Annotated in this window: 14 protein-coding genes; 6 read left to right on the top strand and 8 right to left on the bottom strand. The window is 71.3% G+C overall.

Annotation, left to right across the window (positions count from 1 at the left end):
* Window positions 1-57 precede the first annotated feature (57 nt).
* Entirely contained in the window at window positions 58-666 is a 609-nt protein-coding gene (locus tag ACZ4WQ_RS17510) for a Uma2 family endonuclease (RefSeq protein ID WP_398371064.1), read from the top strand.
* A 4-nt stretch (window positions 667-670) separates the two neighbouring features.
* Here ACZ4WQ_RS17510 and ACZ4WQ_RS17505 read toward each other — a convergent pair whose 3' ends face one another.
* The gene (locus tag ACZ4WQ_RS17505) at window positions 671-1630 is read right to left on the bottom strand and encodes a hydrogen peroxide-inducible genes activator (protein WP_398371062.1); all 960 of its coding nucleotides are present in this window, start codon (window positions 1628-1630) and stop codon (window positions 671-673) included.
* A 138-nt stretch (window positions 1631-1768) separates the two neighbouring features.
* On the opposite strand from ACZ4WQ_RS17505, the gene ACZ4WQ_RS17500 reads away from it, so the two are divergent.
* Window positions 1769-2323: a peroxiredoxin gene (locus tag ACZ4WQ_RS17500; protein ID WP_361183490.1), complete on the top strand. Its 555-nt coding sequence runs from the start codon at window positions 1769-1771 to the stop codon at window positions 2321-2323.
* 12 nt (window positions 2324-2335) lie between these two features.
* Window positions 2336-2875 (top strand): alkyl hydroperoxide reductase, encoded by a 540-nt coding sequence (locus ACZ4WQ_RS17495; RefSeq protein ID WP_311727510.1) that lies wholly within the window; start codon window positions 2336-2338, stop codon window positions 2873-2875.
* A 63-nt stretch (window positions 2876-2938) separates the two neighbouring features.
* Here the strand turns inward: ACZ4WQ_RS17495 and ACZ4WQ_RS17490 are convergent, their stop codons facing one another.
* The 4 genes from ACZ4WQ_RS17490 to ACZ4WQ_RS17475 are packed head-to-tail and all read right to left on the bottom strand — an operon-like array spanning window position 2939 to window position 7106.
* Window positions 2939-4519 carry an N-acyl-D-amino-acid deacylase family protein gene (locus tag ACZ4WQ_RS17490; protein ID WP_361183492.1) on the bottom strand — a complete coding sequence of 527 codons (1581 nt, stop codon included), beginning with the start codon at window positions 4517-4519 and terminating at the stop codon, window positions 2939-2941.
* Window positions 4520-5284, bottom strand: a complete 765-nt coding sequence (locus ACZ4WQ_RS17485; RefSeq protein ID WP_311727508.1) for an amino acid ABC transporter ATP-binding protein — start codon at window positions 5282-5284, stop codon at window positions 4520-4522.
* Window positions 5281-6219, bottom strand: a complete 939-nt coding sequence (locus tag ACZ4WQ_RS17480; protein ID WP_311727507.1) for an amino acid ABC transporter permease — start codon at window positions 6217-6219, stop codon at window positions 5281-5283. Before ACZ4WQ_RS17480 ends, ACZ4WQ_RS17485 begins: the two co-directional genes overlap by 4 nt.
* Window positions 6216-7106, bottom strand: a complete 891-nt coding sequence (locus ACZ4WQ_RS17475; protein WP_398371058.1) for an ABC transporter substrate-binding protein — start codon at window positions 7104-7106, stop codon at window positions 6216-6218. Before ACZ4WQ_RS17475 ends, ACZ4WQ_RS17480 begins: the two co-directional genes overlap by 4 nt.
* Window positions 7107-7384: 278 nt before the next feature.
* Here ACZ4WQ_RS17475 and dapE point away from each other — a divergent pair, with 278 nt between their 5' ends.
* Complete coding sequence (dapE, locus tag ACZ4WQ_RS17470; RefSeq protein ID WP_311727505.1) at window positions 7385-8446, top strand: succinyl-diaminopimelate desuccinylase; 1062 nt, start codon at window positions 7385-7387, stop codon at window positions 8444-8446.
* 41 nt (window positions 8447-8487) lie between these two features.
* Here the strand turns inward: dapE and ACZ4WQ_RS17465 are convergent, their stop codons facing one another.
* Entirely contained in the window at window positions 8488-10119 is a 1632-nt protein-coding gene (locus ACZ4WQ_RS17465) for a PucR family transcriptional regulator (protein WP_398371055.1), read from the bottom strand.
* Window positions 10120-10310: 191 nt separating this feature from the next.
* On the opposite strand from ACZ4WQ_RS17465, the gene ACZ4WQ_RS17460 reads away from it, so the two are divergent.
* Window positions 10311-11186 (top strand): GNAT family N-acetyltransferase, encoded by an 876-nt coding sequence (locus ACZ4WQ_RS17460; protein WP_311727503.1) that lies wholly within the window; start codon window positions 10311-10313, stop codon window positions 11184-11186.
* Window positions 11183-12295, top strand: a complete 1113-nt coding sequence (gene menC / locus ACZ4WQ_RS17455; protein WP_361183501.1) for an o-succinylbenzoate synthase — start codon at window positions 11183-11185, stop codon at window positions 12293-12295. The genes ACZ4WQ_RS17460 and menC overlap by 4 nt, the downstream gene beginning before the upstream one ends.
* Window positions 12296-12355: 60 nt before the next feature.
* Here the strand turns inward: menC and ACZ4WQ_RS17450 are convergent, their stop codons facing one another.
* Window positions 12356-13894: an AI-2E family transporter gene (locus ACZ4WQ_RS17450; protein ID WP_468022277.1), complete on the bottom strand. Its 1539-nt coding sequence runs from the start codon at window positions 13892-13894 to the stop codon at window positions 12356-12358.
* Window positions 13895-14032: 138 nt separating this feature from the next.
* Window positions 14033-14746: an aggregation-promoting factor C-terminal-like domain-containing protein gene (locus ACZ4WQ_RS17445; protein ID WP_449658051.1), complete on the bottom strand. Its 714-nt coding sequence runs from the start codon at window positions 14744-14746 to the stop codon at window positions 14033-14035.
* Window positions 14747-15003: the final 257 nt, after the last annotated feature.

Raw genomic sequence — 15003 nt, 5'->3', positions numbered from 1 at the left:
ACACATGACGGTGGCGCGGCCACGACGATGGTCTCGACAGCCGCTGGGAGGCCCGCTTTGTCCGCAACCGCCGAGCCGCGTGTTAAGCGCAAGCCGCTGACTCTGCTCGAGGAAGCCAACCTGCTCATGGACCGGCTCCCGGGGTGGCGAGCCGAGATCATCGGCGGAGTGCTCACCGTGACCGCTCTCCCCGATATGTCGCATGCGGTGGTCCTGACCGACCTTATGGGGAACTTCTTCGCAGCGGACCTTCATGGGCAGGAAACGGAGGTAATCCAGAGGATCGGCGTGTGGCTGCCGACCGGACCGGACGACTACGCCATTCCGGACCTCGCGATCGTGGACGCCGACATCATGGAGCACCAGCGTGAGAACAACTGCTACGGCCCGGAAGTATTCCGTCTGATCGTCGAAGTCACCTCGAACAACTACAACAACGACCTACGGAACAAGGTTGCCGTATACGCCGAGGCCAAGATCCCGGTGTATCTGATCGTCAACCGCAAGCACGGCCAGGTCCATGTGCTGACCGACCCCGGCGCGGGCGGATACGACACCCACTGTGTCCATGCTCCCGGCGAGCAGATCACCCTCCCCGACTCGATCGGTGCCAAGGTCACCCTCGATGTGTCCGAGCTGTTGCAGGCGGGACGGCAAAAGGGCTGACCCGCTACCCCTTGACGATCCGCACCGGCAACACCCCCATCGCCTCCCGCAGCGCCCCCGCGAACGCCTCGAACTCCTCCTGCCGCGCCGCCCCCGCCCGCATCGCGAGCGCGATCCGGCGCGCGGGTGCCGGATCGGCGAAGTAGCCGGTGGCCAGCTGCTCACTGCGCCCCGTCTCCACGCGCAGCGCCGTACGCGGCAGCAGCGTCACCCCGAGGCCGCCCGCGACCAGCTGCACCAGCGTGGAGAGCCCGGCGGCGCTCGTGGTCACCGGGGCGCCCTCCGTACGGCCCGCCTCGCGGCAGATGTCCAGGGCCTGGTCGCGCAGGCAGTGGCCCTCGTCGAGCAGCAGCAGATCCAGCTCCTTCAGCGCCGCGCGAGGGATGTCGCTCCGTCCGCCGAGCCAGTGGTCCTGGGGCGTGACGAGCACGAAGTCCTCGTCGAACAGCGGTAGTTCGACCACCCCGGGGGCGGCCAGCGGGACCGCGAGCAGCAGCAGATCGAGCCGGCCCTGGGCGAGCCCGTCCAGCAGCGAGGCGGTCTGCTCCTCGTGTACCTGGAGGTCGAGCAGCGGATAGCGGCCGCGCACCAGCCGCAGCACGGTCGGCAGCAGATACGGCGCCACGGTCGGGATCACCCCGAGCCGCAGCACCCCGGTGAACGGCGCCCGCGCCGCCTCCGCCTCGTCCATCAGCGCGCCCACCGCTTCCAGCACCGTACGGGCGCGCGCCGCCAGCCGCTCCCCCGCCGGGCTGAGCAGCACCTTGCGCGTCGTACGCTCCAGGAGCTGCACCCCGAGCGCCTCCTCCAGCGCGGCCACGGCCCCGGAGAGCGCGGGCTGGCTCATGCCGATGGCGGCCGCGGCATCGCGGAAGTGCAGCTGCTCGGCGACCGCGGCGAACGCCCTGAGCTGGGCGAGGCTGGGCTGACGGGGCTTGCCCCCGGGTGTGGTCGGTGCGACCAACTGATAACCACCTCCGATCAAGAGCACCTAGTCTAGCTATTTCACTGATCAATGCCGAGTATGACAGGGTGGTTCAGTCCAACCCCGAGGAAACCACCCCATAAGGGTTTTCTCCGCTGAAAGCTGCAAGGAGAGCACGTGCTCACTGTCGGTGACAAGTTCCCCACGTACGATCTGACCGCCTGTGTGTCGCTGGAGAGCGGCAAGGAGTTCGAGCAGATCAACCACAAGTCCTACGAGGGCAAGTGGCGCGTCGTGTTCTTCTGGCCGAAGGACTTCACTTTCGTGTGCCCGACCGAGATCGCCGCGTTCGGCAAGCTGAACGACGAGTTCGCCGACCGTGACGCGCAGATCCTCGGTGTCTCCGGCGACTCCGAGTTCGTCCACCACGCCTGGCGCAAGGACCACGCCGACCTGCGTGACCTGCCCTTCCCGATGCTGGCCGACTCCAAGCACGAGCTGATGCGGGACTGCGGCGTCGAGGGCGAGGACGGCTTCGCGCAGCGCGCGGTCTTCATCGTCGACCCGAACAACGAGATCCAGTTCACCATGGTGACCGCCGGTTCCGTGGGCCGTAACCCCAAGGAGGTCCTGCGGGTCCTCGACGCCCTCCAGACCGACGAGCTGTGCCCGTGCAACTGGAGCAAGGGCGAGGACACCCTCGACCCGGTCAAGCTCCTCTCGGGCGAGTGAGCTGACCCGACCATGGCACTCGACGACCTGAAGTCCGCCCTGCCGGACTACGCCAAGGATCTCAAGCTCAACCTGGGCTCGGTCATCGGCAACTCCGACCTGCCGCAGCAGCAGCTGTGGGGCACCGTGCTGGCCTGCGCGATCGCCTCGCGATCGCCGCGCGTGCTGGCGGAGCTCGAGCCGGAGGCCAAGGCCAAGCTGACGCCCGAGGCGTACACCGCCGCCAAGTCGGCCGCCGCCATCATGGCGATGAACAACGTCTTCTACCGGACCCGGCACCTGCTGTCGGACCCGGAGTACGGCACCCTGCGCGCGGGTCTGCGGATGAACGTCATCGGCAACCCGGGCGTGGAGAAGACCGACTTCGAGCTCTGGTCGCTCGCGGTCTCCGCGATCAACGGCTGCGGCCAGTGCCTGGACTCGCATGAGCAGGTGCTCCGCAAGGCGGGCGTGGACCGTGAGACGGTCCAGGAAGCCTTCAAGATCGCCGCCGTGGTGCAGGCGGTCGGCACCACGCTCGACGCCGAGGCGACGCTGGCCGCGAACGGCTGACGGAAAACCCACGCGAGGGGCGGTCCCACCGGTTGGTGGGGCCGCCCCTCGCGTGCGTGCGGGTCAGGCCGGGGTGAGCCGGGCGCCACGGCGGGTGCCGAGCCAGCGGCCGTCGCGGACGACGACATGGCCCGACTGCATGACCCAGCGGATGCCGGCCGGGGTGCGCCGGGGCTCCTGATAGGTCGCGGTGTCGCCGACCGTGGCGGGGTCGAACGCCACCAGGTCGGCGACCAGGCCCGGAGCGATCCGCCCGCGCTCGGGCACCCCGAAGACCTCGGCGGTCAGCCCGGTCATCTTGTGGACGGCCGTCGCCAGGTCCAGCACACCGCGCTCACGCACATACCGGCCCAGCACCCGGGGGAAGCTTCCGTACAGCCTGGGATGCGGCTTGCCGCCCAGATCGATGGGCAGCCCGTCGGTGCACACGCTGGTACGCGGGGCGCGCAGCACCGTCTCCACGTCCCGCTCGTCCATGGAGAAGTCGACCATGTGCACCTGAAGGTCCTCGGTACGCAGCAGATGCACGATCACGTCGAACGGCGCCATGTCCAGCTTCTCGGCGAGCTGGGCGAGCGTGGCGCCCTCATGGGAGTGGCTGCGGGTCGAGGAGACCATGATCCGGTCGTAGCCGTCCCCCGCCACGATGTTCTCCCAGCCGTGGTCGGTGGGGTCCTCCACCTCCGCCCGGGCGCGCTCGATCTGCCGCGGGTCGGCCAGCCGCTGACGCAGCAGGGCGTCGTCGCCCTCCTGGAACCAGGGCGGCAGGACGGCGTGCAGCGTCGTCGAGCTGGCGTCGTAGGGGTAGACGTCCTGGTTGACGTCCACGCCTTCGGCACGGGCCCGGTCCAGTCGGGCGAGCGCGTCGTCCACGCCTCCCCAGAACGGCACGCCGGCCGCCTTGAGGTGCGAGACCTGCACGCGGCGGCCGGTGCGGGCGCCGAGCATGACCGCCTCTTCGACGCTGCGCCCCAGGTGGCGCCCCTCGTCACGCATGTGGGTGGCGTAGATACGGCCCTCGGGCAGCCGGCCGGCCAGGTCGACCAGGTCGTCCGGCTCGGTGTAGAGGCCCGGCGGGTAGATCAGCCCGCTGGACATCCCGAAGACCCCGGCCTCGACCGCCTCGTCGAGCAGCGCGCCCATCCGGCGGGCGTCGTCGCGGTCCGGCGGGCCGGGCCGGCCGCCCATGGCCGCCTCGTACAGTGCGCCGTGGCCGACCAGCGGGCAGTAGTGGGTCACGTAACCCGACGCGTCCAGCCGTTCGAAGAGGGCACCGAAGCCGCCGTACGGGCCCGGGTCCGGGCTCTGGCCGCAGTTGCCGACGATCTCGGTGGTGATGCCCTGGAGGATCTTGCTGGTGTCGTCCTCGCTCTCCAGCGGCGAGCCGTCGGCGTGCGAGTGGGGGTCGATGAAACCGGGCGCCAGCGCGAGGCCGGTGGCGTCGAGGGTGTCGTAGCCGTCCCCGGGGGCGAGGGTGCCGGGCGGCGCGACGGCGGCGATCCGGCCTGCGGCGACCGTGACATCGGCCGGTCGGGGCGCCGCCCCCGTACCGTCCAGCACCGTCGCACCGGTGATCAGGAGCGCGCCGCCGCGGGGAGTGGCGGACGCTCCGGAGGCCGCGGGCGGAGGGGAAGTGGCGGACACTCAGATCACCTTTCCGAGGAACGACTTGGTGCGCTCGTGCCGGGGACGCGTCAGCACCTCGTCCGGCGGACCGGACTCGACGACCACCCCACCGTCCATGAAGACCACCTGGTCGGCGACCTCCCGGGCGAAGCCGATCTCGTGGGTCACCACCACCATCGTCATGCCGGACGCGGCCAGGTCCCGCATCACGGTCAGCACCTCGCCGACCAGTTCGGGGTCGAGCGCCGACGTGGGCTCGTCGAAGAGCATCAGTTTGGGCTCCATCGCCAGCGAGCGGGCGATGGCGACGCGCTGCTGCTGACCGCCGGAGAGCTGGGACGGGTAGGAGTCGGCCTTGTCGGCCAGCCCGACCCGCTCCAGCAGTTCCCGGGCGCGGGCGACGGCGGCCTGCTTGCTCTGCTTCCGCACCCGGCACGGCGCCTCGATGACGTTCTCCAGCGCGGTCATGTGCGGGAACAGATGGAAGCGCTGGAAGACCATGCCGATGTGGGCGCGCCGGGAGGCGACCTCACGCGGCCGCAGTTCGTGCAGCACGTCCCCGTCCCGGCGGTAGCCGACCAGCTCGCCGTCGACGGACAGCAGGCCGCCGTCGAGGCGCTCCAGGTGGTTGACGCAGCGCAGAAAGGTGCTCTTGCCCGAACCGCTCGGCCCCAGGAGGCACAGGACCTCGCCATGCCCTACGGTCAGGTCGATGCCGCGGAGGATCTCACTGTCCCCGAAGCTCTTGCGGACGCCCTCCGCGACCAGCATGGGAGTGCTCATGCCTGCTCACCTCCGGTGGTGCGGGCGGCGCGGGGCCCGAAGCCGCCGCGCGATGCCGTGGTGCCGCGGCCGAAGCGCCGCTCGAGATAGCGCTGCCCGAAGGTGAGCACCGTGGTCAGCGCGAGGTACCAGACGCAGGCGACCACGAGCAGCGGGATGACCTTGAAGTTCATCGAGTAGATGCTCTGGAGGTTGGTCATCAGGTCGTTGCCCGCGATGATCGAGACCAGGGCGGTCATCTTGAGCATGGTGATGACCTCGTTGCCCATCGGCGGGACGATCACCCGCATCGCCTGGGGCAGCACGATCCGGCGCATGGTCTGTGCCGGGGTCAGACCGAGCGCGTACGCGGCCTCGCGCTGCCCGGCGTCCACGGCGGCGATGCCGCCACGGACGATCTCCGCGGCGTAGGCGACCGCGTTGAGGCCGAGCGCGAGCACCGCCGCGACGGTGGCGGTGACGAGCGTGTTGGTCTCCACGCTGTAGAAGACCACGTCGGTGAAGGGGATGCCGATGGTCAGGCGCTGGTAGAAGGCGCCGAGGAAGCCCCAGAAGATCAGCTGGACGACCAGCGGCACGCCGCGGAACAGCCAGATGTAGCCGTCGGCGATCGTACGGAGCAGAAAGCTGTCCGACAGCTTCATGATCGCCAGTACGGTGCCGCCGACGACGGCGATCACCATGCAGACGACGGTCAGATAGAGGGTGACGCCGAGGCCGGAGAGCGTGCGCTCATGGAACAGATACTGGCCGACGGTGTGCCACTCCAGGTTGGGGTTCTTGGCGACCGACCAGACGACGCCGGCCAGGCACAGCAGCGCCAGCACGCCGCAGGCGGTCCGGACGGGGTGCCGTAGCGGCCTGATCACGGGCGCCGGGCCCGGCACTCGGGAGGACGCGGGGTCGTCGGTCCTCAGCTCGGGGACGGTGCTCACCGCTGTCTCCTCTTGCTCGCTCCGTTGATCGCGTAGTCGTTCAGGCCGTAGTCGGCCATGCCGTAGTGCCCCAGGATCCGGCGGTACGAGCCGTCGGCCTTCAGCCGTCGCAGGGCTGCCTGGACGGCCTCGGCCAGTCCCGCGCGCTTCTTGGAGACGCCGATTCCGAGGATGTCCCGCTTGGCTCCGAAGTCGAATTGCTTCTCGATCTCCAGCGGCCCGTCCGTGCCCTGCCGTTCGACGGTGTATCCGCTCAGTGCGGAATTGCTGATGACCGCGTCCACCTTGCCGCTGCTCAGCGCGAGCAGCGACTGCGAGAAGACGGGATACGTCTGGAGTTCGATTCCCGGCTTTCCCGCCGCCGCGCACGCACGCGTGTCCTTGGCGATGTCATCGACGGTGGTGGTGCCGGTCTGGCCACCGACCCTGTGCCCGCACAGGCTCATCGTGTCCCGGAATCCCATGGCCTTCTTCTTGTTCACCACCAGGGCGGGGACCAGGACGCCGTAGTCGACGAAGTCGATGACCTTCTGGCGGTCCGGGGTGTCCACCATCCCGGCCATGACCAGGTCGTACTTGCCCGCCTGGACGCCGGGGACCAGCCCATCGAACGGCTGCTGCCGGAATTCGAATTCGACTCCGAGCACCTTGCCGACGGCCTTGCCGAGATCGATGTCCAGCCCGACGAATTCCTGGTCGCTCTCGGAGCGGAAACTCTCGAACGGAGGGTAGGGCGCGTTCGTACCGACGACGACCCGCCCGGAATTCCGGATCGGATCGGGAAGCAGCGCGTGCAGCCGGGCGTCTTCCGAGATGCCGGACAGATCGGCCGAAGCGGGCGCCTGGCCGGTGACGCCACCGGAACACCCGGAAGCGAGCAATGCCACGGCAAGGCACCCGGCGGCCACAGCAGGTAGGGGAAAACGGGGTCGATGTCGTCTTCGCATGGGGCCTCAAGTATGTGAGCGGGTATGACCGGCTACTCGAACCCCTGTGTGCGGGCAGGTGAATCATTGGCCGTGTCAGCATCCTGAAGGGTCCGCGATCCGCAGTCGTTGGCCGTCCGGCCTAGAGCGGGCCCGGGCATTAGCCGATCCTCCAATGCGCGACCGTCGCGGGCCGGGGTAACCCTGGGGCCAGCACCCGCGCGGAAGGAGTTCTCACCATGGCAGCCCTCGACCTGGCGTCCGACGTCGTGTCCCTCACCCGGCAGCTCGTGGACACACCCTCGGAAAGCGGCCAGGAGGCGGCGCTGGCCGACGCGGTCGAGGCGGCCCTGGCCCGGCTTCCACACCTGGACGTCAGCCGCGTCGGCCACTCCGTGGTCGCCCGCACCCACGTCGGCCGCCCCACCCGCGTCGTCCTCGCCGGGCACCTGGACACCGTCCCGGCCGCGGACAACCTCCCGTCGCGCATCGAGGACGGGCGGCTGCTCGGCCTGGGCGCCTGCGACATGAAGGGCGGCGTCGCGGTGGCGCTGCGCACGGCCGCGGCGCTCCCCGCGCCCGCGCACGACGTGACCTATGTCTTCTATGAGTGCGAGGAGGTCTCCAGCGACCGCAACGGGCTCACCCGCATCGCCGCACACCGGCCCGACCTGCTGGCCGCTGACCTCGCCGTCCTCCTGGAGCCCTCCGACGCGGGGGTGGAGGCGGGCTGCCAGGGCACGCTGACGGCCGAGGTGGTGGCGACCGGCAGACGCGCTCACACCGCCCGCGCGTGGCTGGGCCGCAACGCCGCGCACCGTGCCGCCGCGATCCTCCAGCGGCTGGAGGACCATATCGGCGCCGAGGTGGAGGTCGACGGGCTGACCTACCGCGAGGGGCTCAGCGCGGTCGGCGTGCGGGCCGGGGTCGCCGACAACGTGGTGCCGGACAGCTGCGTGGTGACCGTCAACTACCGATTCGCGCCGCACCGCTCCCCCCAGGAGGCCGTGGCCTACGTAACCGGGCTGTTCCCCGAGTTCGAGGTGCGGGTGACCGACCTCGCCCCGGCCGCCCCGCCCGGACTGCGGCAACCCGCCGTCGCCGCGCTGGTCGGCGCCCTGGGATGCGAACCCCGCCCCAAGCTCGGCTGGACGGACGTGGCACGCTTCGCCGAACTCGGCATCCCCGCGCTGAACTACGGCCCCGGCGACCCCGGCCTGGCGCACACCCCGGGCGAGTACGTCACCCTGGACCAGCTGACCCGCTGCGAGGAGCGGCTGCGCGCCTGGCTCACGGCATGACGGGGCTCACGGCATGACGGGGCTCATGGGCTTCTGACCGATCACGGCGCGGTCCTGGCCAGGGTGCGCAGGTGCAGCCACAGCACGAGCCGCTCGTCGGGATCCTCCACGTCGATGCCGAGCTGCGCCTGTGCCTGCCGCAGCCGGTAGCGGCAGGTGTTGGGGTGGACGGCGAGCAGCCGGGCCGCCCGGGCCATGTCGCATCCGGCGTCCAGATAGGCCAGATAGGTCCGGGCGTACTCGGTGCCGTGCTCGGCGTCGTGGGCGAGCACCCGGCGCCACGGTCCCTCGGCCAGCTGCGGCCGGTCCGCCAGCAGCTCGCCGAGGCACAGCAGGGTCACCTTGGACCGGAGCTCGGCCACCGTGGCGGCGGCCGGTCCGTCCGGCCGGCCGCCGCCGGTGAGGATGCGCAGCACGAGGTCGGCGTCGACGCGTGAGGCGGTGGCTTCCGCCAGTCCGCGCACCACGCCGCCGAGCCCGGCGACCACCGGCACGCGCAGGGCGTGGCCGGCCTGCCGGGCGATGTCGGCGGCGAGGCCGCGCTGGCGTCCCTCGCTCCGCTCGTCGGGGACGGGCAGCAGCGCGTAGACGATGCCGCCGACCAGGACGCAGGCATGCTGTCCGTACCGGGCCTCGCACTGGAGCCTGACCAGTTCGACCAGCCGCAGCGCTGCCTGCTCCCCCGACGGCACGGAGAGGTCCCCGGCGAGCGCGAAGGCGACCACCCGGACCGGGTCGTCCTCCCGCAGCCCGAGCTGGGGCGCCACCAGCGCGGCGCTCGCCCCGCCGTCGAGCACCCGGCGCAGCAGGTCGCCGTGTTGACGCCGGACCAACTCCTCGGCCGCCCGGGCCTGGAGCAGGTGCAGCGCCGCCATGGACGCGCCCTGGGCGAGCACCTCCTCGGCGTCCTTCGCGAGCGTGCCGGTGTCCACGACCCAGATCGAGCCGAGGGTCTCGCCGCCCGCCCGGACGGCCACCGCGAGCCGCGGCAGTCCGTCGCCGACCGCCGGCAGCCGGCAGACTCCCGGGCCGCGGTAGAGCATCCGGTACTGGGCGCTGTTCTCCGGGCCGTCCGGCACCTGGAGGCCGAGGATGCCCTGCCGCCGGTCCTCGTCCACGGGCTGGTCCGGCAGGGTGGAGTAGGCGAAGATGCGCTGCCGCGGGTCCTCGATGGCCGTCGCCCCGCCGATGGCGGCGGCCAGGGCGTTGGCGAGCGAGAAGAGATCGCCGAGCGCGGCCCCGCCCGCGGTGCCCGCGACGGTGCGCGGCGCGTTGAGCGTCGACGCGATCAGCAGGTGCAGATGGTGCCAGGACACATCCTCGTCCACGGCCAGCACGGCGACGCCATGGGCCTCGGCCGCGGCGGCGAGGGCGGCGGCGGTCCCGCCGTACTCCTTGACGACCAGCGCGGCGAGCCCGGCCGCGCCCGCGGCCCGGACCAGCTCGTGCGCCTCGGGCTCGGCGGGCCGGACGCCGACCGCGAGCAGCAGGCCGTCCGGCGTGCGCGGCAGGGGGGTGTGGACGTCGTGCACGAGTGCCTCGGTCACGGGGGCGGAGAGGCCGGCCGGGGCGGTGAGCAGCCGCAGCACGGACTGGCCGAGCACGTCGAGGAGCTGGGCGAGGCTACAGGCCCGGATCTCGCGGGTGCCGCTCTGGCTTGTGCGTTGGTCCACGTCGTTATCGGCTCCCGTCCAGTGCCTGAGACCGGCCGGCTTGTCCGCCGGGCGTCCGCTGGGCGGCGGCCCGCCGCTCACCGCACCACACCGGACCACCGGCGCGCTTTGGCCGATCGTACAACGATCGCCGGGGCCTCTTGCCTGTGCGTCCAGTCCCCTGGGGCGCGCGGCGCCCGAAAATCGGACCGGTGAAGCGTGAAACCAGATTCCAGCCCTCACCGGAGACCGTCACGGCGACGACAGCGACCGCCCCGGTCCCGGCCGGCCCGGCCGCCCCGCCGGGCGGTGTCACCATCCGGCCCGTCGAGGACGTCGCCGGAATCGCGGCCGTCGCCGACTTCTTCGCCGACGTATGGCGCACCCCCCGCACCAACCCTCCGTACCCCGCCGAGTTGCTGAGCAGCCTGTGCCACGCGGGCGGCGAAGTGCTCGGCGCGTACGACGGCCCGCACCTGATCGGGGCGACCGCCGCCGTGTTCTCGCCGCCCGGGACGGGGGCCGTCTACTCGCTGGTCGCCGCCGCACGCCACTCCGATCGGGGGGTGGGCTTCGCGCTCAAGCAGGCCCAGCGGAGCTGGGCACTGCGGCACGGGGCGAGGGCCATGGTGTGGACCTTCGATCCGCTGGTCGGTCGCAACGCCCGATTCAACCTGGTCAAGCTGGGCGCGGTCGGCGTCGAGTATCTGATCGACTTCTACGGGCCGATGCGCGACGGGCTCAACGACGGCGACGAGAGCGACCGGCTGACCGCCCGCTGGGATCTGCTCGACGGCGGCGCGCACGGCACCGGGGGCCGGGACGGAGAGGCGACCGCTTCGCGGCAGGCCGCGCCCGTGACCCGCCTCGCTCCCGACGGCGGCCCGCTGGCCGTCCGCGACGGCGACCGGATCTGGTGCCGGGTGCCGGCCGATGTGGTCGCGCTGCGCGCCACCGACGCGACGGCGGCGCTGCGCTGGCGGCACGCTGTCCGCGAGGTGTTCACCGAGGCGTTCGCCGAGGGCTTCATGGCCACCGCCATGACCCGCGACGGCTGGTACCTGCTCACCCCGGAGGCGACCGCGTGAAGATCGAGCACATCGAGCTGCTGCATGTCCACATTCCCCTGGTGACGCCGTTCCGGACGTCCTTCGGGACGATGACCAGCAAGGACACCTTTCTGCTGCATGTCACGACGGACGGCGCCGAGGGCTGGTCGGAGTTCGCGGCCGACCCCGAGCCGCTGTACTGCTCGGAGTTCGTCGCCGGGGCGGAGATCGTGCTCGCCGAGCATCTGGTGCCCCGGGTCACCGCGCTGCCCGAGGTCTCCAGCGCCGCCCTGGCCCCGGCGATGGCCGGAGTCAAGGGGCATCTGCTCGCCAAGGCCGCCCTGGAGACCGCCCTGCTCGACGCCGAGTTGCGCACCCACGGGATGCCGATCGCCACCCTGCTCGGCTCGGTCCGGGACCGGGTGCCCGCGGGGGTGTCGGTCGGCATCAGCGGATCGGTGCCGCGGCTCCTCGACGAGGTCGGGACGTACCTCGCCGAGGGCTATCTGCGGATCAAGCTCAAGATCGAGCCGGGCTGGGACATCGAGCCCGTCCGGGCGGTCCGTGAGCGCTTCGGCGACGACCTGCCGCTCCAGGTCGACGCCAACACCGCGTATACCCTCGCCGACGCCGAACACCTGCGGGCGCTGGACGAGTTCGGTCTGCTCCTCATCGAGCAGCCGCTCGACGAGGACGACATGTACGGCCACGCCCGGCTCGCGGAACGGCTGCGGACGCCCGTATGCCTGGACGAGTCGATCACCTCGGCCCGCGCCGCCGCCACCGCGATCGCCCTCGGCGCCTGCCGGGTGATCAACGTCAAACCGGCCCGTGTCGGCGGCTACCTGGAGGCCCGGCGCATCCACGACGTCGCCATGGCACACGGCGTCCCGGTGTGGTGCGGCGGGATGCTGGAGACCGGGGTCGGGCGGGCGCCGAACCTGGCGCTGGCCGCGTTGCCCGGGTTCACCCTGCCGGGCGACACCTCGGCGTCGAGCCGCTACTTCGCCGAGGACATCACCGAGCCGTTCACTCTGGTGGACGGGCACATGCGGGTGCCCACCGCGCCCGGCATCGGCACCGATCCGCTGCCGGAGGTGCTGCGCCGCTTCACCGCCACCCGCCGCACCCTGTACCGCCGTCCGTAGCAGGCGCGTTGTGGGCTGCCGCCTGCGTGCCCCGGGTCCTACGGTCCCTCGGGCGGCGGCTCACGCACCCTCGTCGCGCCGGGTCGGCGCGATCTCCGCGGCGGTGGAGCCGTGCGGCCCCGGGGTCGTGCGCAGCGCGGCCTCCTTGGAGTACGAACGCAGATAGCCGACCACCGTGTTGGCGACCGCCACCAGCGGTACGGCCACCACCGCGCCGCCGATGCCGCCGATCAGCGAGCCGGCCGCGACCGAGAGCACCACGGCCAGCGGGTGCACCCGCACCGCCCGGCCCAGGATGAAGGGCTGGAGGATATGGCCCTCGATCTGCTGCACGGCCAGCACCACCACGAGCACCATCGCCGCCGTCCACACGCCCTCGGTGACCAGCGCGACCACGACCGCCAGCGCGCCGGAGACCACGGCGCCCACGAGCGGGATGAAGGCGAAGAGGAAGATGAAGACGGCGAGCGGGACGGCCATCGGGACATCGAGGAAGAAGATGCCGGTGCCGATGGCGATGGCGTCGATCAGCGCCACGATCACCGTGCCGCGCACATAGGCGGTGAGCGTGGTCCAGGCGCGCGGGCCCGCGCCCGCCACACCGTCGCGGGCCGGGGCCGGGACGAGCTTGAGGAACCAGGACCAGATCTTCGGCCCGTCGTACAGCAGGAACAGCGTGCTGAACATCGCCAGCAGGATGCCGGTCATCACCTCCACGATGACCGTGACGCCCTCCAGACCGGCCGAGGTGATCTCGTCGGTGTTGGCGCCGATCGCGTCGCGCAGGTTGTTGGCGATCTGGTTGATCTGCTTCTCGGTCACATGGAAGGGGCTGTTGAGCAGCCAGCGCCGCAGATCGTCGATGCCGGCCTGGACCTTGCTGGACAGGTCGTCGACGTTCTCCATGACCTGCCAGACCACGAACCAGATGACCAGGCCCATGATCACAAAGCCGGAGATAAAGGTGATGGCCGTGGCCAGGCCACGGGGGACGCCCCGGTTCCGCAGCCGGGTGACGGTCGGCTCCAGCATCGCGGTGATCAGCAGGGCGACGGTGAAGGAGAGCACCACCAACTCGACGGCGCTGATGACGGTCATCAGCACATAGACGGTCCCGGCGAGGACCAGCAGCCGCCAGCCGACCTCGGCGGCGACCCGGACGCCCCAGGGGACGGCGGCGACGGGGTCGGGCCTGGCGGAGATGGCGGGGGCGTAGGCGGGCGGGGCGGGCACGCTGGCCGGCTCCCGCCGGACCGGGAGCTCGCTCTCACGGCCGGAATCCTCACGGCCGGAATCCTCACGGCCGGAATCCTCGCGGCCGGAATCCTCGCGGTCGGGGCCTTCCGGGGCGGGGCCCTCCAGGACCGAACCCTCCAGGGCTGGACGCTCCGGGGCAGGACGCTCCGCGGCGGTGCGCTCCGGGGCCGGGCTCTCGGCGCCCTCGGCGACTGCGCGACCCTCGCCGCGATCCCTGCCGTCGTCGGTGTATGTGTCGCCCGGGTCGGCGGGATCGGCGGCTTTGGCCTGGTGCTCCAGCCGCTCGGCGAGCCGTGTCAGACCGGCGCCCATTCTGCCGACCCAGTGTGGCAATGCGGACATTTCGCTTCCCCTACCCCCAGTTCCCCCGCGGTCTCCGGGAAGACGTTACAGGCTCAGGACGCGGGAAACCCCCGACCGGTTGCGGTCGGGGGTTTCCCGAAGCTGAACACCTGGGGCGACCGATCGGGCCGGGAGGTATCAGTAGTAGTTGTTGGCCTGCCAGAACGACCAGGCGCCGCAGGGGCTGCCGTAGCGGTCGTTCATGTAGCCCAGACCCCACTTGATCTGGGTGGCCGGGTTGGTCCGCCAGTCGGCGCCCGCCGAGGCCATCTTGGTGCCCGGCAGCGCCTGCACCAGACCGTACGCGCCCGAGGAGGGGTTCTCGGCCCGGTAGTTCCAGGTGCTCTCGTGGTTCACGATGTTGCTGAAGCACTGGAACTGGTCCGCGGGGACCATCTGCCGCGCAATGGCCTGGACCTGCGCGACGGTGTACGAAGCCTGCTGGGTGAAGCTGCTCGCGTCGCGCGCGGCCGAACGGCTCGCCTCGAGCTTCTTCTTGGCCTCCTCGCGCTCCTTGGCGAGCTTGGCCTCGGCGGCTTCCTTCTCCGCCTGAACCTTCTTGGCCTTGGCGTCCTTGGCGGCCTGCTTGCGAGCGGCCTCCTCCGCGGACTTCTTCGCCTCCGCGTCCGCCGCGGTGGACTGGACGTCCGCCTGCTGCGACAGGGATGCGGTCTGCGCCACGGCCTGCTGGCCGGCGGGTATGTCCGCGAGGAGCGTCGAGTCGGCGGCGGCCGCCTCCATCGGGTCGGAAGAGCCCTGCTCTCCGCCCGCGGCGACACCGACGACAGCGCCCACAGTGGTGACCGCGGTGGCGGAGGCCACTGCGAATCCCCGGACCGAAATCCGGCTCACACGGTTTCCTTCCAGCATCGCCCGCTTAGGTGACCTCGCGGACGCAATCGTGCCCCTGGCGCTGGCTTCCCCTTGTTCCGTCCCCCTGTTACTCATGGGCACGGCTGGTCACGGGAGGCACGGGCCCGGTGGACCCTCCCTCGGGAGGGCCGCAAGGTGCTCGGGCGGCATACGGCGAACGCTGTTTAGTTCTGGTACTGCCGTGGTTCCGTACCGCTGGGGGTACTGGTGTGCCGTATGCGGGGCCTGACAGGACC

Source organism: Streptomyces sp. NPDC028305, assembly GCF_055569495.1.
The sequence above is the reverse complement of the archived record's forward strand: the minus strand, read 5'-3'. Positions and strand labels throughout refer to the sequence as shown.

Excerpts from the sequence above, each read along its gene's own strand:
- ACZ4WQ_RS17450 (WP_468022277.1), bottom strand. The coding sequence starts at position 13,894 with ATGTCCGCATTGCCACACTGGGTCGGCAGAATGGGCGCCGGTCTGACA.
- ACZ4WQ_RS17495 (WP_311727510.1), top strand. The coding sequence starts at position 2,336 with ATGGCACTCGACGACCTGAAGTCCGCCCTGCCGGACTACGCCAAGGAT.
- ACZ4WQ_RS17485 (WP_311727508.1), bottom strand. The coding sequence starts at position 5,284 with ATGAGCACTCCCATGCTGGTCGCGGAGGGCGTCCGCAAGAGCTTCGGG.
- dapE (WP_311727505.1), top strand. The coding sequence starts at position 7,385 with ATGGCAGCCCTCGACCTGGCGTCCGACGTCGTGTCCCTCACCCGGCAG.